21 protein-coding genes and 1 tRNA gene are annotated in these 18,315 nt (G+C 63.1%); 7 read left to right on the forward strand and 15 right to left on the reverse strand.

Annotated features, from left to right (window positions below; translation table 11 throughout):
- The first annotated feature begins 76 nt into the window (after positions 1-76).
- Positions 77-604 carry a hypothetical protein gene (locus tag CAL13_RS21090; RefSeq protein ID WP_157664773.1) on the forward strand — a complete coding sequence of 176 codons (528 nt, stop codon included), beginning with the start codon at positions 77-79 and terminating at the stop codon, positions 602-604.
- Positions 605-919: 315 nt separating this feature from the next.
- Here CAL13_RS21090 and CAL13_RS01360 read toward each other — a convergent pair whose 3' ends face one another.
- From CAL13_RS01360 to CAL13_RS01395, 7 genes are all read right to left on the reverse strand, one after another.
- Positions 920-1,456 carry an AAA family ATPase gene (locus CAL13_RS01360; protein ID WP_086071274.1) on the reverse strand — a complete coding sequence of 179 codons (537 nt, stop codon included), beginning with the start codon at positions 1,454-1,456 and terminating at the stop codon, positions 920-922.
- A gap of 136 nt (positions 1,457-1,592) precedes the next feature.
- A complete protein-coding gene (locus tag CAL13_RS01365) occupies positions 1,593-2,549 on the reverse strand; it encodes a hypothetical protein (protein WP_086071275.1) in 957 nt (318 codons plus the stop codon).
- A 108-nt stretch (positions 2,550-2,657) separates the two neighbouring features.
- Positions 2,658-3,221: an AidA/PixA family protein gene (locus CAL13_RS01370; RefSeq protein WP_086071276.1), complete on the reverse strand. Its 564-nt coding sequence runs from the start codon at positions 3,219-3,221 to the stop codon at positions 2,658-2,660.
- A gap of 84 nt (positions 3,222-3,305) precedes the next feature.
- The gene (locus tag CAL13_RS01375; RefSeq protein WP_086071277.1) at positions 3,306-3,884 is read right to left on the reverse strand and encodes an AidA/PixA family protein; all 579 of its coding nucleotides are present in this window, start codon (positions 3,882-3,884) and stop codon (positions 3,306-3,308) included.
- A 62-nt stretch (positions 3,885-3,946) separates the two neighbouring features.
- Positions 3,947-4,492, reverse strand: a complete 546-nt coding sequence (locus CAL13_RS01380; RefSeq protein ID WP_157664774.1) for an AidA/PixA family protein — start codon at positions 4,490-4,492, stop codon at positions 3,947-3,949.
- A 134-nt stretch (positions 4,493-4,626) separates the two neighbouring features.
- A complete protein-coding gene (locus CAL13_RS01385; protein ID WP_086071279.1) occupies positions 4,627-5,184 on the reverse strand; it encodes an AidA/PixA family protein in 558 nt (185 codons plus the stop codon).
- A gap of 614 nt (positions 5,185-5,798) precedes the next feature.
- Positions 5,799-5,883 (reverse strand) — tRNA-Leu (locus tag CAL13_RS01395).
- Between the two features lie 256 nt (positions 5,884-6,139).
- Here CAL13_RS01395 and htpG point away from each other — a divergent pair.
- The 4 genes from htpG (at position 6,140) to CAL13_RS21095 (ending at position 9,187) form a co-directional block, all read left to right on the forward strand.
- Positions 6,140-8,047 carry a molecular chaperone HtpG gene (gene htpG, locus CAL13_RS01400; RefSeq protein ID WP_086073463.1) on the forward strand — a complete coding sequence of 636 codons (1,908 nt, stop codon included), beginning with the start codon at positions 6,140-6,142 and terminating at the stop codon, positions 8,045-8,047.
- A gap of 260 nt (positions 8,048-8,307) precedes the next feature.
- Complete coding sequence (locus tag CAL13_RS01405; protein ID WP_086071280.1) at positions 8,308-8,568, forward strand: helix-turn-helix transcriptional regulator; 261 nt, start codon at positions 8,308-8,310, stop codon at positions 8,566-8,568.
- Positions 8,568-9,011, forward strand: a complete 444-nt coding sequence (locus CAL13_RS01410; protein WP_086071281.1) for a HipA N-terminal domain-containing protein — start codon at positions 8,568-8,570, stop codon at positions 9,009-9,011. The genes CAL13_RS01405 and CAL13_RS01410 overlap by 1 nt, the downstream gene beginning before the upstream one ends.
- The gene (locus tag CAL13_RS21095) at positions 9,011-9,187 is read left to right on the forward strand and encodes a hypothetical protein (RefSeq protein ID WP_157664364.1); all 177 of its coding nucleotides are present in this window, start codon (positions 9,011-9,013) and stop codon (positions 9,185-9,187) included. Before CAL13_RS01410 ends, CAL13_RS21095 begins: the two co-directional genes overlap by 1 nt.
- A 33-nt stretch (positions 9,188-9,220) precedes the next feature.
- Here the strand turns inward: CAL13_RS21095 and CAL13_RS01415 are convergent, their stop codons facing one another.
- The 4 genes from CAL13_RS01415 to CAL13_RS01430 all read right to left on the reverse strand — a co-directional run bounded on the left by CAL13_RS01415 (position 9,221) and on the right by CAL13_RS01430 (position 13,531).
- Positions 9,221-10,504, reverse strand: a complete 1,284-nt coding sequence (locus tag CAL13_RS01415; protein ID WP_086055914.1) for an MFS transporter — start codon at positions 10,502-10,504, stop codon at positions 9,221-9,223.
- 155 nt (positions 10,505-10,659) lie between these two features.
- Entirely contained in the window at positions 10,660-11,808 is a 1,149-nt protein-coding gene (dgoD, locus tag CAL13_RS01420; RefSeq protein ID WP_086055915.1) for a galactonate dehydratase, read from the reverse strand.
- Positions 11,805-12,464, reverse strand: a complete 660-nt coding sequence (locus tag CAL13_RS01425) for a 2-dehydro-3-deoxy-6-phosphogalactonate aldolase (protein ID WP_086071282.1) — start codon at positions 12,462-12,464, stop codon at positions 11,805-11,807. Before CAL13_RS01425 ends, dgoD begins: the two co-directional genes overlap by 4 nt.
- A 62-nt stretch (positions 12,465-12,526) precedes the next feature.
- The gene (locus CAL13_RS01430) at positions 12,527-13,531 is read right to left on the reverse strand and encodes a 2-dehydro-3-deoxygalactonokinase (protein ID WP_086071283.1); all 1,005 of its coding nucleotides are present in this window, start codon (positions 13,529-13,531) and stop codon (positions 12,527-12,529) included.
- A 208-nt stretch (positions 13,532-13,739) separates the two neighbouring features.
- On the opposite strand from CAL13_RS01430, the gene CAL13_RS01435 reads away from it, so the two are divergent.
- Positions 13,740-14,591: an IclR family transcriptional regulator gene (locus tag CAL13_RS01435; protein ID WP_086071284.1), complete on the forward strand. Its 852-nt coding sequence runs from the start codon at positions 13,740-13,742 to the stop codon at positions 14,589-14,591.
- Positions 14,592-14,627: 36 nt separating this feature from the next.
- Here CAL13_RS01435 and ampD read toward each other — a convergent pair whose 3' ends face one another.
- Genes ampD through CAL13_RS01450 form a run of 3 tightly spaced genes read right to left on the reverse strand, consistent with a single transcriptional unit; the run spans position 14,628 to position 16,345 of the window.
- Positions 14,628-15,206 (reverse strand): 1,6-anhydro-N-acetylmuramyl-L-alanine amidase AmpD, encoded by a 579-nt coding sequence (gene ampD, locus CAL13_RS01440; protein ID WP_086055919.1) that lies wholly within the window; start codon positions 15,204-15,206, stop codon positions 14,628-14,630.
- A gap of 21 nt (positions 15,207-15,227) precedes the next feature.
- Positions 15,228-15,500: a PP0621 family protein gene (locus tag CAL13_RS01445; protein WP_086071285.1), complete on the reverse strand. Its 273-nt coding sequence runs from the start codon at positions 15,498-15,500 to the stop codon at positions 15,228-15,230.
- A gap of 2 nt (positions 15,501-15,502) precedes the next feature.
- Complete coding sequence (locus tag CAL13_RS01450) at positions 15,503-16,345, reverse strand: cytochrome C assembly family protein (protein ID WP_086071286.1); 843 nt, start codon at positions 16,343-16,345, stop codon at positions 15,503-15,505.
- Positions 16,346-16,486: 141 nt separating this feature from the next.
- Between CAL13_RS01450 and ffh the strand changes: the two genes are divergently transcribed.
- Positions 16,487-17,896 carry a signal recognition particle protein gene (ffh, locus tag CAL13_RS01455; RefSeq protein WP_086055922.1) on the forward strand — a complete coding sequence of 470 codons (1,410 nt, stop codon included), beginning with the start codon at positions 16,487-16,489 and terminating at the stop codon, positions 17,894-17,896.
- A gap of 208 nt (positions 17,897-18,104) precedes the next feature.
- On the opposite strand, the gene thiS is transcribed toward ffh, so the two are convergent.
- Positions 18,105-18,305: a sulfur carrier protein ThiS gene (gene thiS / locus CAL13_RS01460; RefSeq protein WP_086059167.1), complete on the reverse strand. Its 201-nt coding sequence runs from the start codon at positions 18,303-18,305 to the stop codon at positions 18,105-18,107.
- Between the last annotated feature and the right edge of the window lie 10 nt (positions 18,306-18,315).

The raw sequence follows: 18,315 nt of genomic DNA on the forward strand, positions 1-18,315 counted from the left end.
ATATTGATGCGCGATAAGGAGACCGGCCATCGACCGGCTGAAGAGTTCCGGCAACTACGAAAACCTCATCAAGCAGGTGATCGACAAGGAATCGCAATTGGCGGGCCAGCCACGCAGTCGCGCATGGGCCGAAAAGTGGATCGAACGCCAGTTCGACTTTGGCAAGGTCGAAGCGAACCTCAAGCCGAATCAGCCTTACTTCACGCCGAAGTGGCCCCATGCGGCGGGCCGAGCGGTCACCAACACCAACGGGACCGACATGGGAAGCGCGGCGTTTTTCGGCTCCCAGTCCGATATACAGGCCAACGGTGTTTTCGACATCAAGTTCAGCGGCAATAGCGACCGGCTGTATTACACCGTCGAGAACAAGACGACGGGCGAGGTAACTGGGCCGCGTCCATACGATTCACACGGCACGGTCATCAAGGCGAACGGGCTGCGTGCCGAAATGTTCGGCACGCCAAAGCCGGGCGATTTTTTCATGTCTACAAGCCGGACGGCGACAAGAGTCGGGGCAAGGACTATGACGTCTTCTATCGCAGTTCCCCGATCTCGACGAAAAACGAGAAGTTCAGGGTTTTCGACTCGGTCTTCTCGCCGGTGATCGGCCCGGATCGAAATACAAAGCTTGCCAGTGAGATCGTGGACGACTTCATCTCCGGGCCCCATGGCCGGCGTCAATCCGCGAGAAGGCAGCAGGCCGAGACCGGCACGGCCGGCGCTGTAGAAAGCGCACGCACGTCCGCCAGACCCGCCAGGGCGGTAGCGGTGCCGGTTTAACGCGCCGCGCTGTTCGGGCGGAGCGCCACTGCGTTGCGGTCTGGCGCTCCGCGGCTAGGCCGCCATCGCGCCACAGCGCCACAACCCGGCGCAGCGGTGTGCGGGGCCTAGCTGCAAGGCACAGCGACAGGGTGGAAGGTCAGCGACCTGCCAGGGTGTCGAGGACAAAGTCGGCGCGCTGCGCTACGCCCACCTTGGGTAACAACGATACCGCATAGCCCAGCGCCGGATAGGCGCGCTGAAGCCGCTCGAACTCGATCAATGCAGAGTCCATGTCGTGACGGCGCTCCGCGTCCTGCGCATAGATGTCGCGCCAGGGCGGAGCCAGGAAAACACGCGGGTGGTAGCGATGTTTGTGGCCGAGAATGTCCAGCACAGGTTCGCCGGTCAGCGCCTGGAGCGCTGCCGCCGCGTCAATCAGCCCACGGTCGAAGAACACCCATTGCGAGCCGTCGCGCGGCGCATGGGCATAGTCATCCAGCGCCATGTCGATCGCCCGACGCAGAAAGGCCGCCATGTCGACCCACGGCAGGGCTTGGCCGCCCGTGCGGGTTTGTTCCTGCACGATGCGGCGTCCGGGTTCTTCGACAACGGCATGGCCGCGTTGCGAGAGTTCGGCCAGCAGGGTCGATTTACCGCCACCGGAACAGCCGGAAATGATGACGAACCGGTTCATGGTGGTGGTGCGGGTTCCAAGTAGAGCTTGCCGCCATAACGTACTCAAAGCGTGCCAGCGGCAAGCCGTCGACGTACTTGGCCGTCAGCGACATGGCCAGCAAATCATTGCTGGCGTTGCTCTTGGCCGCTTCACCTCAATGCTTGCCTTGGCCGCCGCATCCGCAGTCCTTGTGCTTGTGTTTATGGTTGGACGTGGAGCAGCCGTCCGGGTACGGCTGGGTTGGCCAGGCGGACGGGGGATAGCAGGCGTCGACCACCTTGTGCATCAACACCGTCAAGCTGCAGATCGACTTCATGACATTCGGCAGTTCGTCGCACAGCGAGTTGGGCTGACCTCCCCACACCGGGCCGGGGCCGCCGTGGTCATGGATGACGTGCTGGAGAAGCGATGTATCCACCCGGGTCGCGGCGGTGATCGGATACTGGTTATCATCGTACTCGGGCCATAGTTCCTTCAGCGAGAAGGACCCTGGGATGGCGGGAGAGGGATTGTTCGTGTTATCGAGCGTGAATTTATAGGAACCGTCCGTATCCTTAAAGATGATGGAACGGAGGGGCGAGGTCGGATCGCCGGCGTCGGAACCTGTCGTTCGGCACATCAGCGTCGACGCAACGACTTGCTGATCGGGTAGCAGATGAGTCCATCCATTGGTTTCCAGCGTTCCGGGTCCGTTGGTCAGCGGTACCTTGCCCGCGGTGGGATCACCAATCGGCCCGAAGATGAATTCATGGTCCTTGTAGAACGCGATATTTTGTTCACGGACCCCCGTGCTGGCGGCAGTAAGGTCCTTGTAGAATTTTTCCTGACCGGCGGCTACGGTGTAAAAGTCGCTTATGGCTCCATAATTCCATTTGCCGGTCTGGTAATTGTGGATGGCGCACTTGTCGCCCTTGAAGAAGGCGACCTGGGTGAATTCCGGGCAGAAATACGCCGCATCCAGGTCGCTTCCCATGTTATACGAGGACAGCTGGGGCCAGATCTGGACAATCGGCACCACCTCCTGGACTTTGCGGCCGCAATCGTCTAGCAGGATGCACTTGTCCTTACTGAAGAGGCAAAGCAATGTGTTGGCAATGGATGGGGTCGCCATTTTCATCTCCGGTGAGGTGATTCGCCCTAAGAGCCGTCGCTAAAACGGACATTAATGAAGCGATTCGAACGAAAGCTGTGAATCGGCGGTGCATATCGCCGGATTCGGTCAACTCAGTGCATAGCGGGATTTTCCGGGTACTTCGATATATGGATCGATTGTGAATATTCCGACACGGTGGCCAGTGCTATCGAAGATGGAAAAAATCACGTCATAGCCAGCCGAGCCTTGCGCGACGACAGTGGTTTCCCAGTAATAATCCTGGACTTGCTTCGCCACTACGCTGCCGTCGGCATTTTGGACGGGCCCGGGGACTGCTTCGATCTTCGGTTTCATGGTCGATATTACTGTCGCGCCGAAGGCGTAGCGGAACGACTGAATAAAACACTGGTATTCGAATCCCGCGGTCAGACTGGTCATTCTCCAGCGTATTGTGTCCTGGATTTCGGCCTTTATATCCAGGGCATAACCCCCTTCATTGTTGTCGTTGTTGCCGTAGTTGTCGGGATGACCACTGTAGGTGCCAAAATTCACGTCATTCCAGTAGGTCATGGCGAACACATAGCCTCTGCCATAGTTTTTGAGCGTTATGGGGCTGGAGTTCGATGAAATGGTATGGTCACGAATGATGGCGACAGGGTCCACCACGATAGTGATGTCAATGATGCTCATTATTACCTCTTCAATGAGGAGCGTGCGTGCCCGTTTGACACAGGCCGTCGGCCGGCACAATCGGATTCGGATTGCTCGCAGATGTCACGCCGTTATCGTCAGCCAAGGGCTGAATGAGAAGTTGCCTTGTAGAGCTGCCTTATCGTCGTAGATCCGGAATTTCATGCTGAGAGCGGCCATTCCGGTTTGAATCATCGTCGCCTCGCAGCAGACATCGGTAAGCTGGATCGGCATCACCTGATCCAATGTCTGCACGGCCGGATCCAGTGCGGTAGAAGTGGATGGCCGCCGCTGCAATACAGGCGTGGTCAGGCATTGTTGGCCGCTGACGACGTCCACCTGCTCGATAAATCCCTGATGGCCACGCCATAGCGGCAGATTTTGCAGGCGATACCGGATGACATCACCTACCTTTAGGGTTATCTGCAATTCATCACCGCCTTCCTGCTGATCGACGATTCCCGCTTGTGCCACGTTGTTCCATGGCGCCACCAGGAATACATAGGATCGCCCCCCATTGTTCAGTGGAATCCACGTGTCGCTGGAATTCGAACCAGCCCCTTTCGCGCCGCCTGGCGAGGCCGGCTGGCTCGAGGGTTTCAAATGGTCCTGAATGATTCGTGCTGCGTCATGCAGAATAAAAACGTCGATGATGCTCGACATATCGGCTCCTTGCGCGACAAATATCGATCTTCTGGTTAGCTTCCGGCAATCGGGCCATCAAACTACGAGATGTAGGGATCCCAAGAAAATTGCCCTCTTTGAACACCTGCGCTATCCGTGATTGTGAAAAGCACGTTGTACGCCTGTCGTAGATTGTCCGTGACCGTCGACTCCCACCAATAATCGGTGGTTTGGACTTTTGCCAGGCCAGTGGCCGGAGCGGGCGCCGGGGCGACGACAGCGGAGACCGGCGCGGCGCTTTTAGGCTGGGGTTGGGTAATATGAAGCCAGCCCCCGACCGGATCCAGGCCGCAGAGGTAGCACTGATACTGGAAAGGAGAGGTCAGAGAAATCATGCGCCAGCGCACTATGTCACCGGCGGCGGCCTTGACATTCAGCGCATAACCGCCTTCTTCCTGATCTTGTTCCGCCACCTTGGCGAAAATATTGGCATCCTGGTATTGATCCGTATTGGCCCATTCGGTCATCAGGAACCCATAGCCTTGTCCACTGCTCTTGAGCGGCACCACCGCGGATGGGTTGGGAACATGATCCTGCAGGACGCGTTCAGCGTCGACGACCGCCAATATATTGATAATGTTCGGCATTATTTGCTTCTCTCTGCGAAGGTGAAGCCGCGATTGCATCTTAGATCGGACTCAACCGTTTCACGCGGTGGTGACGGTAATGTTCGGTAAGGTTTGATGTCTCGATGGATGCGGTCGCGCGGCCTGATCCAATATCAGGCGTTGATAACAATCTGTGATTGAAAGCTGAAGCCGCCCTGCTTTTGTAATGCGCCGTTATAGACCGTGAAATCCAGGTTGTACTTTATCGTCGCCGGCATAAGCGTGACCGCTTCCCAGCAATAATCCTGGCCTGACGTCGGCATGTATTTGGTAAAGAGGCCGGCCGTTGGATCGATCGCGGTGGTGGCGATCGACCGCAATGCCGGAGTGAACCCGGTAATGTGCGTCTCGGTTTGCGGATCCAGGGAGACGTTACTTATGAGGCATTGATTGTCCCCGGGACCTGCCAGGCACCGGGCCCGCATTCGGACGACATCGCCGACTTTGACAAGGAGCTGTAATTCGTTGCCCCCCTCTTCTTCTTCAAAGGTCTGGGCTGCGCCCTGTTGCTGGGCCGCGGGCTGCCCGACATTAAGCCAGGGGGCCACCATGAACACATAGCCCAGACCTCCATTTTTCAACGCGGTGAAATCATCGTTTTGGCTGGTGCCGTGATCGGCGAGAATTTTGGCCGCGTCTACAACGATCAACGTATCGACTACCCTCGACATCCGATTCTCCTTGCCATGGAAGCGTTCTGGGCGAATTCCCGATAACACTATCCGTACACGGTGCCGGCTTTGTACCGCTCACCGGTTGAGGAGGGCATCGTAGATGAAAGTCACTCGCGCAATTAGAGGGACGAGGTAATGTCTTGTTACCAGGAGTATTGCGCCGGATATCCCTATAAGGCGCATTTTGGTTATATCGGCGCGAATCCGATCTTTATATTCGTCCATGCCTAATGCAGGGTGAAATGAGATGGGGTTTGCCGGGTTGGGTTTTGGCGTCGGAGCGAAGGCCGAAGCCGCGGGCGATAGGAAGCGCGCCAAGCTCGACCTGCATTTCTAAATGGCCACGGCGGATGTTCGACACGCGATTGAAGGGGGAGACCGATTCCCCACTCTTTGGCAGCGACGGTGAACAGGTGGCTTAGCAGGGCCAGTTCCAATCGCACCGCGTTGTTGCTGCGTGGCTTTAGCTTGCCAATCTTGTCAACATCGCCACCCAGCCGCGAGTGTCGGAACTGTGCGACGGGTTCCGCGTTCAGCGCTCGGGAAAAAACCCCGGTGCGGGGCTTGGGCTGCTGAATCTTCCGAGTCATTGATGCAGGGAAGATCAGAGATGGTGCCCGGGGCCGGAATCGAACCGGCACGCCTTGCGGCGGGGGATTTTGAGTCCCCTGCGTCTACCAATTTCACCACCCGGGCAGGTCGTGCGCGAGCCAGTGGATTGCGCCTCCCGATAGCGTCGGGCGGCCCGCCTGGCTGCGTGGCGGAAGGACGGCATTATAGCCCACTTGAAAAACCTGTCTCCGGCCCCATACTCTTGCCCGCCAGCCGCTGGCGCGCCGCTGGAAGGTCCGCGGGGCCGGTCCGCTTGAGCGGACGGCTGATCGGCGCGGTCCTGGACGGTGGCGCCGTTCCGGCGGCTTCCTCCAACGCAGACAACCAAGATTTCGACACCATGAGCGAAACCGCATCCCAATCCGCACCGGAGACCCTGGGCTTCCAGGCAGAGGTGAAGCAGCTGCTGCACCTCATGATCCACTCCCTGTACAGCAACAAGGAAATTTTCCTGCGCGAGCTGGTTTCCAACGCGTCCGATGCCTGCGACAAGCTGCGCTTCGAGGCCATCGACCGGCCGGAGCTGATGGAAGGCGATCCCGAGTTGGCCATCCGCGTGGATTACGACAAGGCGGCTCGCACTATCACTATTTCCGACAACGGCATCGGGCTGTCTCGCGACGAGGCCGTGGCCAACCTGGGGACGATTGCACGCTCCGGGACGCGCGAATTTTTTGCGAAGCTGACCGGCGACAAGCAAAAGGATGCGCAGCTGATCGGCCAGTTCGGGGTGGGTTTCTATTCCTCCTTTATCGTGGCCGACAAGGTCACGGTGACCAGCCGCCGCGCGGGCGTGCCGGCGGATCAGGCGGTACGCTGGGAGTCGGACGGGCAGGGCGAGTTCACGGTGACGCAGGCCGAAAAGGCGAGCCGCGGCACGGACGTGACGCTGCATCTGCGCGCGGACGAAGACGTTTTCCTGAACGGCTGGAAGCTGCGCGAAATCCTGCGCCGCTACTCCGACCACATCTCGCTGCCCATCCGCATGGCCAAAGAAGAGTGGGATGCCGAGAAGGGCGAGCAGGTCAAGAAGGATGAGCTGGATACGGTGAACCAGGCCAGCGCGCTGTGGACGCGGTCCAAGAGCGATGTCACCGACGAGCAGTACAAAGAGTTCTACAAACACGTCGCCCACGATTACGACGAGCCGCTGGCGTGGACGCACAATCGCGTGGAAGGGCGCAGCGAGTACACGCAGCTGCTGTATATCCCGAAGCACGCGCCCATGGATCTGTGGGACCGTGATGCGCGCCGCGGCGTGAAGCTGTACGTGAAGCGCGTTTTCATCATGGACGACGCCGAGCAGCTGCTGCCGACGTATCTGCGCTTCGTACGCGGCGTTATCGATTCGGCGGATCTGCCGCTGAACGTGTCGCGCGAGATCCTGCAGGAAAGCCGCGATGTGCGGGCGATCCGCGAAGGTTCGGCCAAGCGCGTGCTGTCCCTGCTGGAGGACCTGGCCGAGAACCGCAAGGACGACTACGCGCTGTTCTGGAACGAGTTCGGCAAGGTGCTGAAGGAAGGCACCGGCGAAGACATCGGCAACCAGGAACGCATCGCCAAGCTGCTGCGCTTTGCGTCCACGCATAACGAGGATGGCGCGCAGACCGTGTCCTTCGCCGACTATGTGTCGCGCATGAAGGAAGGGCAGGACAAGATCTACTACGTGACTGCCGAAACTTACGCGGCGGCAAAGAACAGCCCGCACCTGGAGATTTTCCGGAAGAAGGGCATCGAGGTGCTGCTGCTGTCCGACCGGGTGGACGAGTGGATGCTGTCGTATCTGCGGGAGTTCGACGGCAAGTCGCTGGTTTCCGTGGCGAAGGGCGGCCTGGATCTGGATGGGCTGGCGGACGAGGAAGAGAAGAAGCGCCAGAACGAAGTCCAGGAGTCGCTGAAGCCGCTGGTCGAGCGTCTGAAGACTGCCCTTGGCGACAAGGTGGCGGATGTGCGCGTGACGCTGCGGCTGGTGGATTCGCCCGCCTGCATCGTGGTGGGCCAGAACGAGCTGAGCCCGAGCCTGCTGCGCATGCTGAAGGCGGCGGGGCAGGAAACGCCAGACGTGAAGCCCACGCTGGAGATCAATCCCGAGCATGCGTTGGTGGCCCGTGTTCGGGACGCGAGCGACGCCGAATTCGCCGACTGGGCCGAATTGCTGTTGGAGCAGGCCATGCTGGCCGAAGGCGCCCAACTGGCCGACCCTGCGGCGTTTGTGAAGCGGATGAACGCCTTGCTGCTGAAGGGTTGAGAACGTCGGCGTAGGCACCGACGCGGCACGGAGCGGTGGACTGCTTCGCGCCGCCCCGAACGGCGTGCGAAGGCCGGAATTACCGATCGGTAATTCCGGCCTCCTTGTTTCGCCACACATCTCCATAAATTACCGAGCGGTAAGTTTCAACGCGTTCGTGCGGAAACTTGGGCGCAACTTACCGATCGGTAATTTTGGCTTCCGAAAAACGCTACGCCGGCAGTAGAATTACCGCTCGGTAATTTTCCCGCGGGAACCTTATGCCTCCGCAAACGCCTCCTGGCGATCTCGACAATGGCGCTCCCATCCGCACATCCGTTGAACTCGGGGAAGTGGTGCGTGCCGTCAGGCGCGAGCAGGCCTTGATGCAGGCCGATCTTGCGGGATTGGGAAACACCGGCAACCGTTTCATCGTGGACCTGGAGAAGGGCAAGCCGACTCTCCAATTGCAGAAGGTGCTCGACATGTTGAGTCTTCTGGGATTGGAGGTGGTCATCCGCCGCAAGCGCGGAGGTTTTTGATGGCGGCTGCCGATACCCTTGACGTGTATCAGCATGGCGCGCTGGTCGGCACCCTGTTCGACGAGCGGCCCTTGCGTTTCCGTTATGCGGCCTCGTGGCTCGCCCGGTCGGATGCGCGCCCGCTGGCGAACAGCTTGCCGTTGCAGGCGGCGGACCATGCCGGCGAGCAGGTGCACGCTTATTTTGAGAACCTGCTTCCCGAGGGCAATATCCGCCGGTTCTTGTCGATGCGACGTCACGCCACGACCGTGTTCGGGCTGTTGCGCAGCGTGGGCGGGGATACCGCGGGCGGGTTGTCGTTGATGCCGGCCGGCGAAAAACCGCGTGAACCTCGTTACTGGCCCACGACCTGGCAGCGCATCGCCGCGCAATTGCGCAATGAGGCGGTTCCGAGCATCTATCGGCGATGGCTGCCGGCTTCGGGTTCACGCCAAGGTACGTAATGCAGATCGGCCGCGATCTGGCCGATCGTTTGCCGGGTGCGCTGAATCAAGTGGCCGACGCGCTTCACGCGCAGGTAAGTCCCGGCACGGAATCGACCTTGCTGGAACGGCTGGTCCAATGGATCGCCAGCAATACCCGCAAGCACGTGAAGCGCTGGTGGGGAGACGGCGGCTGAAGCCGAAGGCCCCGGCCGCTCCCCGCTTCGCCTTCAGCCTTCGATGCGTTCGACCTTGCCAACGAGCAGGATGTACGACAGCGCACCCAGCAGGGCCAGCGTGGCGACGTAGACGATGGCCGGCGCGAAGTTGTCCTTCGAGACCAGGAAGCCGATGACGATGGGCGTGCAGATCGACGACAGATTGCCGACGAAGTTGAACACCCCGCCGGTCAAGCCGAGCAGACGAACCGGCGCCAGCGTGGAGACCAGCGACCAGGTGATGGACGCCAGCCCGTTGCCGAAGAAGGCCACGGCCAGGAAGAAGATGACCCAGGCGGTGGAGTCGGTGTAGTTGGCGCCGATCATCGACGTGGAGATGAGCAGGCCCAGGATGATGGGCAGCTTGCGGGCCATGCCGACGGTCGCGCCGCGCCGGATCAGCCAGTCGGAGAGCACGCCGGAGCACAGCACGCCGATGAAGGCCGCCAGGAAGGGAACGGACGCCAGGAAGCCGGACTTGATGAAGTCCATCCCGCGGTACTTCACCAGGTAGGTCGGGAACCAGGTCAGGAAGAACCAAAGGGTGGAGGTCAGGCAGAACTGGCCCAGGTAGACCCCCCAGAGTTTGCGGCGCGACATGACCAGGCCCAGGTCGCTCCATGCGAAGGGTGTTTTCTTTTCGGTGACGCGCTTTTCCAGATCGACCACGCCGCCGCCCTGGCGGATAAGTTCGATTTCGGCTTCGTTGGCGCCGCGGAACTGGCGCGGCTCACGGTAGACCAGGAACCACAGCACGCCCCAGACCACGCCCAGCAGGCCCGTCGTGACGAAGACCATGTGCCAGCCGTAGGCGTGCTGCAGCCAGGCCAGCACGGGCGTCAGGAAGGCCAGGCCGACGAACTGCCCGGACGTGTAGAAGCCGATGGCGGTGGCGCGCTCGCGCTCCGGAAACCACGTGGTGACGACGCGGTTGTTGATGGGATAGGCCGGGGCCTCCAGCGCGCCGACGGCCAACCGCAATACGAACAGGATGACGAAGCTGCCGGCGAAACCCATGAAGAACGTGGCTGCGGACCACAGGATCAGTGCAAGCGCATAAAGGATGCGCGGCGGCACGCGATCGACCAGCCATCCGCCGGGAATCTGCATGGCGGCGTAGGTCCAGCCGAAGGCTGACAGGATCAAGCCTTCATGGACGGTATCCAGGCCGAACTCGTCCTTCAGCGCGGGCGCGGCGATGGAAAGATTGCTGCGGTCCAGGTAATTGATGACCACGGTGACGAACAGCATCACCATGATCAGATAGCGGCTGCGGGTGGCCTGTGCGCCGGGCATGGCGGCGGTGTGTGCGGTGGGCACGATATGTCTCCTTTGCCGGGCGGGCCGGCGCGCCGCACCGCAAGCGATGCGCGGCGCGCGGGCGCCCTGTTTTCGTCAGAGATGTGGAAGGGGAGTAAAGGGGTTTCCGGGGGATTGATTGCGCGACGCCGCTACCATTCGGCGAAGCTGCCATCCTTGTGCCGCCACACGGGGTTGCGCCAGCGGTGGCCGACGGCCGCCCGTTCCTTGACGTATTCCTCGTTGACTTCGATGCCCAGGCCGGGGCCTTGCGGGATCGTCACCATGCCGTCGCGATAGGCAAAGGCCTCGCGGTTGCTGACATAGTCCAGCAGGTCGTTCGCGGCGTTGTAGTGGATGCCGAGGCTTTGTTCCTGGATGAAGGCGTTGTAGCAGCCGGCGTCGATCTGCAGGCAGGTGGCCAATGCGATGGGGCCGAGCGGGCAATGCAGGGCCAGCGCGACGTCATAGGCTTCGGCCATCGCGGCGATCTTGCGCGTTTCCGTGATGCCGCCGGCGTGCGACGGATCGGGCTGGATGATGTCGACGTATCCCTCGGACAGAATGCGCTTGAAATCCCAGCGCGAGTACAGGCGCTCGCCCAGGGCGATGGGCGTGGACGACAGCGGCGCCAGCTCCTTCAGCGCTTCGTAATGCTCGCTGAGCACCGGCTCTTCGATGAACATCAGCTTGTACGGCTCCAGTTCCTTGATCAGGACCTTGGCCATCGGCTTGTGCACGCGCCCGTGGAAGTCGACGCCGATGCCGACATCCGGTCCCACTGCCTCGCGCACCGCCGCCACGTTCTCCAGGCACTTGCGCACCTTGTCGTGCGAATCGATGAACTGCAGTTCTTCGGTGCCGTTCATCTTCACCGCGGTGAAACCGCGCTCCACAGCGGCCTTGGCCGCCGCGGCGGTATCGGCGGGACGGTCGCCGCCGATCCACGAATACACGCGGATGCGGTCGCGGACGTTGCCGCCCAGCAATTGCGAAACCGGCACGCCCAGCGCCTTGCCCTTGATATCCCACAGCGCCTGGTCGATGCCCGCCAGCGCGCTCATGTGGATGGCGCCTCCGCGATAGAAGCCGCCGCGGTACAGGACCGTCCAGTGGTCCTCGATATTGCGCGGGTCTTTGCCGACCAGGTAGTCCGCGAGTTCCTCCACCGCGGCGGCAACGCTGTGCGCGCGGCCTTCCACGACCGGTTCGCCCCAGCCGCTGATGCCTTCGTCGGTTTCGATTTTCAGGAAGCACCAGCGCGGCGGAACGATGTAGGTGGTGAGCTTGGTGATTTTCATGATTGATTTCCGGTTTGGGGATAGGCGGCGCGCCACGCCTTCACGAAGGCTTGCGCGCGTTCGGCGACGTCGGGCGCGGTCAGGCCCGGCTTGTACAGCGCGGAGCCCAGGCCGAAGCCGGTGGCGCCGGCCTGGGCGTATTCGGCGATGCGTTCCGGCGTAATGCCGCCGACGGGCACCAGCGGCACGTCTTTGGGGATGACGGCGCGCCATGCCTTGAGCACGGCGGGACCGAGCTGTTCGGCCGGGAACATCTTCAAAACGTCGGCGCCCGCGGCCAGCGCGGCGAAGGCTTCCGTCGGGGTGGCGACGCCGGGGCAGCAGGCCAGGCCGGCGGTTTTCGCGGCGCGGATGACGTGCGGATCGCCATGGGGCATGACGACGATTTCCCCGCCGGCCTTGACGATGTCGGTGCAGGCCACCGGATCCAGCACCGTGCCTGCGCCCACCAGGCAATCGGCGGGCAGGCTGTCGCGCAGCGTGCGGATGCTGACCAGCGGTTCGGGCGAATTCAGCGGCACTTCGATGATGCGAAAGCCGGCGCCGTACAACGCGGCGCCGATGGCTTGCGCTTCATCGGGCTTGATGCCGCGCAGAATGGCGATCAAACCGCATTCGGCCATCGCGGTTCGCAAGGGAGGGGCGGTAGGGCTCATGACGGATCCTCGTTCTGGGTCTCATTGCGCTGCGCGGCGGGCGCATCGCATCAAACGGAAGCTCAGCTGGCGGCTTGGGTGTCCGTCACCAATCCCGCTGCGAGCGCGAGCCGCCACAAGCCGCGTTCGGCGCCTTGGCCAGCCAGCCGCGGCGCCGGCAGGCCGGCCAGGGGCAGCGCACGCGCGTAGCGGCGGCACAGGTCTTCTTCGCCGCACAGGACGATCCGGGACGGCATGCCGCGCGCGTCCAGCAGTTCGCGCAGGGCGCAGACCTCATGCCCGATCAACAGGCCGGACAGGTAGTCCGGCTGCGCCTGCGGCGCGAGCTGCCCCGTCAGTCCCAGGGCCCGTGTGCTGAAAATGGTGGACAGCACGCCGCCGCGTCCGAGCTCGGAGCCTGCAATCTCCAGCCCGCGCTGAAATGCGGCATCGTCCGGCGCGGCTGCATCGCTCATGGTGCGGCCCAGGATGGTGTGGCCACGCAATGCGCCGTATACCTCGCCCGTCATGAACGTATCGAATCCGACGATGCGTTCCCCCTGCACGCGGACCCATTTGCAATGCGTGCCGGGCAGGCCGACGAGCAGATCGTCCCCGGCGTCAGGCTCGCCGCTGACGACGCCCACGACCTGCGTTTCCTCGCCGCGGATCACATTCGGCAGCCCCTGGCGCTGCAGCAGGCCCGGGACGATGTGCAGCGTGGCGCCGCGCCGCGTGTCCACCGGGGTGAGGCGCGCGCCGATATCGCGCAGGTCCACGGGTACGTCCAGATAGGCGGCCTCGGCCCAGCCTTGGGCGCTGCCGACCATGCCGCAGGCGATGACCGGCAGACCGGGCGAGGCGCGCAGCCAGTCGCCGCAGGCTTGTTCGAAGGCGAGTTCGAAGCCCGACGCCGGCATGGCGGGCGCCGGTCCATCGGCCGGGGGCGTGGGCAGACGCATGATGCCCCAGGGAAGGTGGCGGGTATCCAGAACGTCGCCGCCGGGGCCCATGCGATAGGCGCGCAGCGACGAGGTGCCCCAGTCAAGGGCGATGAGAGCCGCTGGACGCGGCATGGCGGCGGTCATGGGAAGCCAATCCTCGTGTGTCTCCTGCGGCCGAATTCTATTCCTGTGTTCGCATTTGCTCAAAATGTAGAATCGCGTCCCACATATAGGGATAAAATTTCGGGTCGGCGCGTTACCATCCCGGATCCCGTCGCATGACGGACAGGGAAAAGGAAGACGCCCCTTGCGGCCTTGGAACAGGCACGGAAGGAAGGCCATGTGGAGCACTATGCGGACCAGAAAAGCCAGCCCGGCAAAGGCTGCGCCGGCAAAGGCAGACAGGGGAAGGCAGCCGGAGGCCGGCGCCGCGCCATCGGGCACGCAAACGCTGATGCGCGGCCTGGCGGTCGTGCAGGCCGTCGCTGCGGGGGCGCGGGATCTGCGCGATATCTGCGCGCGCATCGGCGTCGCGCGCAGCACCACCCATCGCCTGGCCAGTTGCCTGGTGCAGGAGCGCTACCTCCGTATCCTGCCCGGATACGGTTATTCGCTGGGGCCGCGCCTCATCGAACTCGGTTTCCAGGCGCGCGAGGAAATTCCCTTGGCCGCCTTGGCGCGGCCGCATCTGGACGCCCTGGCGAGCGCCACCGGCGACACCATCCACCTGGCCGTGCGCGACGGCGCCGAAGCGCTCTATCTGGAGAAAATCCCCGGCAAGAAAGGGCTGGAGATGCGCTCGCGCGTGGGCCATCGCATGCCCCTGGCGGTCACGGGCGTCGGCAAGGCCTTGCTGCTGGATGGCGATGCGGCCGAATGGCGCGCAATGCTGCGGGCCGGGTCGCCTGTGGCGCCGCAGGCGGCGGGCAAGGCATTGACGGAAGCGCGCTTTCTGTCGCGGATGCGCGAGTATGCGCAGGCGGGCTATGCGTTCGATCTGGAAGACAACGAGCCGTCCATCCGCTGCGTCGCGGCGCCCGTTCGGGACGCGGCGCGCGCCATCGTGGCGGCGATCAGCGTGTCCAGCACGGCGCCCTATATGCCGTTGGAAAGAATGCGGGAGCTGGTGCCCGTCGTTCAGTCCGTTGCGCAGGCGGTCTCGAGCGAACTGGGATGGCGGCCCGGGGAGCCCAGGGCCGCCTGAGTCCGCCCGCGGATCGATATGTCGTTTGCCTGCGGCTTAGCGTTGTGGCAACGCCCGCCGGGGAAAGCCGCACAGGCGCCCGAAACGCGCCCATTCGAATGCCGGGCCGGGGTCGGTTTTGCGCAGCGGAGCGATGTCGGAATGTCCCCGCGCCGCGCGCAAGGGATAGCGGGCCGTCAGCGCCGGCACCAGCCGCGCCAGCGCCGCGTATTGCGCGTCCTCGTAGGGGCGGATGTCGGTGCCTTCCAGTTCGATGCCGAGCGAAAAGTCATTGCAGCGCTCGCGGTCCTCGAAGCGCGACACGCCCGCGTGCCAGGCGCGGTCCTCCGTCGCGACGAACTGCACGATGGCCCCGTCGCGCCGGATGAAGAAATGCGCCGACACGCGCAGCCCCCGCAGGCGCTCCAGCCAGGGATGGGCCTGGTAGTCCAGCCGATTGCAGAACAAACCGTGCACGTGAGGCCCGCCGAACTCGCCGGGGGGAAGGCTGATGTTGTGGACGACAAGCAGCGAAACCGGCGTCTGCGGGGGCCGGCGGTCGCGGTTGGGAGAAGGCGCCAGCGTCACGCCGCGCGCGGGTTTCAGCCATCCATGCCGATCCAGTTGCAACGCCATCGCGCGATTCTCTCCCTTTCGTCAGTTCTTGGCCCCAAGGCGGGCGTGTTCCTGGCTGCACCAGATACGGCCGCCGATCAATGTGGCTTCCGAGCGCGGCAGATGGATCCCGCAGTGCGCGCAGCGCACCATCTGCTCTGGCGGACCGGCGGGCGCGCTGCCCGCGGAGCGCCGGAAGCCGCGCCGCCCGGCGGGCCGCGCGCCCTGGGCATTGCGCACTGCCGCCCGCGCGGCGATTCGCGCGACGACCAGCGCCACCAGCACCACGATGATCCAGAAAAGCAGCTTGCCCACCGTCAGCCCCGATGCAAGAGCACTTCGAGCACGAAGCGGCTGCCGGTGTACGACAGCAGCAGCAGGGCGAAGCCCGACAGCGTCCACCGCAGCGCGACACGGCCGCGCCAACCCTTGCGATAGCGGCCGAGCAGCAGCACGCCGAACGTCACCCATGACAGCAGGGTGAAAACCGTCTTGTGATCGAAGGGCAGCACCCGATGGCTAAGGATATAGGAGGCGATGGACCCGGTGCACACCGTCAGCGTCAGCACCGCGAAACCGATGCCGATGATGCGGAACAGCAGGCGCTCCTGCATGAGGAGCGGCGGCTGGACGTCCAGCACCTTGCCCATCAGGCTGGCCTGACCGGTGGCCTCTACCGGGCGGTGCAGATGGCGGTCCAGCAGCGCCATCAACATGGCTTGCAGCGCGGCCACCGTCATCAGGCCATAGGCCACGAGCGCGATGATCAGATGGACCCGCAGCCAGGAATTGTTCGCGTGAGGCACCACCTGGCCCTGAGGGAAGGCCCCCGCCAGGGCGCAGACGAAAGCCGCCGCCGGCAGCAGCACCAGCAGCAGCCCGTCGATGCGTACCAGCAGGCTCTCCAGCCAGAAAATCACCATGCCGAGCCAGACGGCGGCGGACAAGGCCAGCGCCCAGCCGATAAACAGATACGTGCCGCCGAAGATCGTCTCGTAGAGCGCGACGCCCTGCAGAAACAGCGCGCCGAGCAGGCAAACCCGCGCCACACGGCCCGCGTGCTCGATGCCGTCGGCGCCGGCCAGCCGCCGCCATAGGGACGCAGCCAGCACCGCGTACGCCAGGGCGGCGACCGCGTGAAATACAATGCCTGATGACATAGGAACCGTTGTTGTTCTCGATGGGGCCCGGCGCGTCGATGATCGACCGTCGGCCAGCCCGATGTACGCGCCGCGCACGTCGTTGCGCGGCCAGGCCGGACCGGCCCTCAAAGCAGCCTAGTTTAAGCGGAAACGCGTCTCATGCTCGATAACCTTACTCAACGCCTCTCGCGCGTCGTCAAGACGCTGCGCGGCGAAGCGCGCCTGACCGAAGCCAACACCCAGGAGATGCTGCGCGAAGTGCGCATGGCCCTGCTGGAGGCCGACGTCGCGCTGCCCGTGGTGCGCGATTTCGTGGCCCGGGTCAAAGAAAAAGCCCTGGGCGAAGAAGTCGCCACGAGCCTCAGTCCCGGTCAGGCCCTCGTGGGCATCGTCCATAAGGAACTGACGACCCTGATGGGGGGCGACCTGGGCCCGGAAGCCGGTGAATTGTCGTTGAATGTGCAGCCTCCCGCCGTCATCCTGATGGCCGGTCTGCAGGGCGCCGGTAAAACCACGACGACCGGCAAACTGGCGCGCTGGCTGGCCGAGGGCAACCACGTCCAGAACGGCCGCAAGACCGGCAAGAAGAAAGTGGCCGTGGTCAGCGCCGACGTCTATCGTCCGGCGGCCATCGAGCAGCTGAAAACCGTTGCCGGGCAGGTGGGTGTCGATTTCCTGCCTTCCGATCCCAGCCAGAAACCCGAGGACATCGCGCGCGCCGCGGTGGACCATGCGCGCCGCTATCACTATGACGTGCTGATCGTGGACACGGCGGGCCGTCTGGGCATCGACGAAGCGATGATGCGCGAGATCCGCGCGCTGTACGACCTGGTCAAGCCCGTTGAAACGCTGTTCGTGGTCGACGCCATGCAGGGCCAGGATGCCGTCAACACCGCACGCGCCTTTGCGGACGCGCTGCCGCTGACCGGCGTGGTCCTGACCAAGCTGGATGGCGACGCGCGAGGGGGCGCGGCGCTGTCGGTGCGCCACGTCACCGGCAAGCCGTTGAAGTTCGTCGGCGTTTCGGAAAAGCTGGATGGCCTGGAGGCCTTCTATCCGGACCGCATGGCCCAACGCGTGCTGGGCATGGGCGACATCGTTTCGCTGGTCGAACAGGCGCAGCGCAATATCGACATCGCCGAAGCGCAGAAGCTCGCGACCAAGCTGAAGTCCGGCAACAAGTTCGACCTGAACGACTTCCGCGAGCAGTTGGGGCAGGTGAAGAAGCTGGGCGACATGGGCTCGCTGCTGGAAAAGCTGCCGGCCCAGTTCCAGCAGGCCGCCGGCCAGCTTCAAAGCGGTCAGGCCGACAAGCAGCTGCGGCGCACCGAAGGCATCCTGAATTCGATGACGCCCGCCGAACGGGCGAAACCCGAACTGATCAAGGCTTCCCGCAAGCGGCGCATCGCTGCGGGCGCGGGCGTGCCCGTGCAGGAAGTCAACCGCCTGCTATCGCAGTTCGAACAGATGCAGGGCATGATGAAGCAGATGAAAAAGGGCGGCATGGCCAAAATGATGCGCGCCATGGGCGGCCTGAAAGGCCTGGGCCGCTTTGGCGGCCTGCGCTAGAAAAGCAAAAAAAGGCCAGGGTTGGTCCCTGGCCTGATGCGACCGGAGCGGGAGGGGAAAAATCCGCGCCGGTAAAGCCTTTCGAACACGCTGCGTAAGTTCGACGGCACGCCCATTATGGAGATCGGCAGAGCGGCCGTATGTCGTATCTTTGTAACGGGTTGCGAGCGCTGCCGCCTGTGCAAGACCGCCGCAATGGCAATGTGTTTCAGCCCCCGCCCACTGCGACGACGATCTCCAGCTTGTCGTTTTGTTGCAAGGGCGTGTCGGCATGCTGACTTTTCGGAACAATTTCGCCGTTTTTCTCGACGGCCACCCGCTTGCCAACGTAACCGAGCATTTCGAGCAGGCCGAGTACCGTCGTCCCTGGGGCGATCTGCCGTGCTTCGCCGTTGAGCTGAATGTTCATGGCGTTCATG

It is taken from the genome of Bordetella genomosp. 9 (genome assembly GCF_002119725.1).
In the GTDB taxonomy this organism is placed as follows: domain Bacteria; phylum Pseudomonadota; class Gammaproteobacteria; order Burkholderiales; family Burkholderiaceae_B; genus Bordetella_C.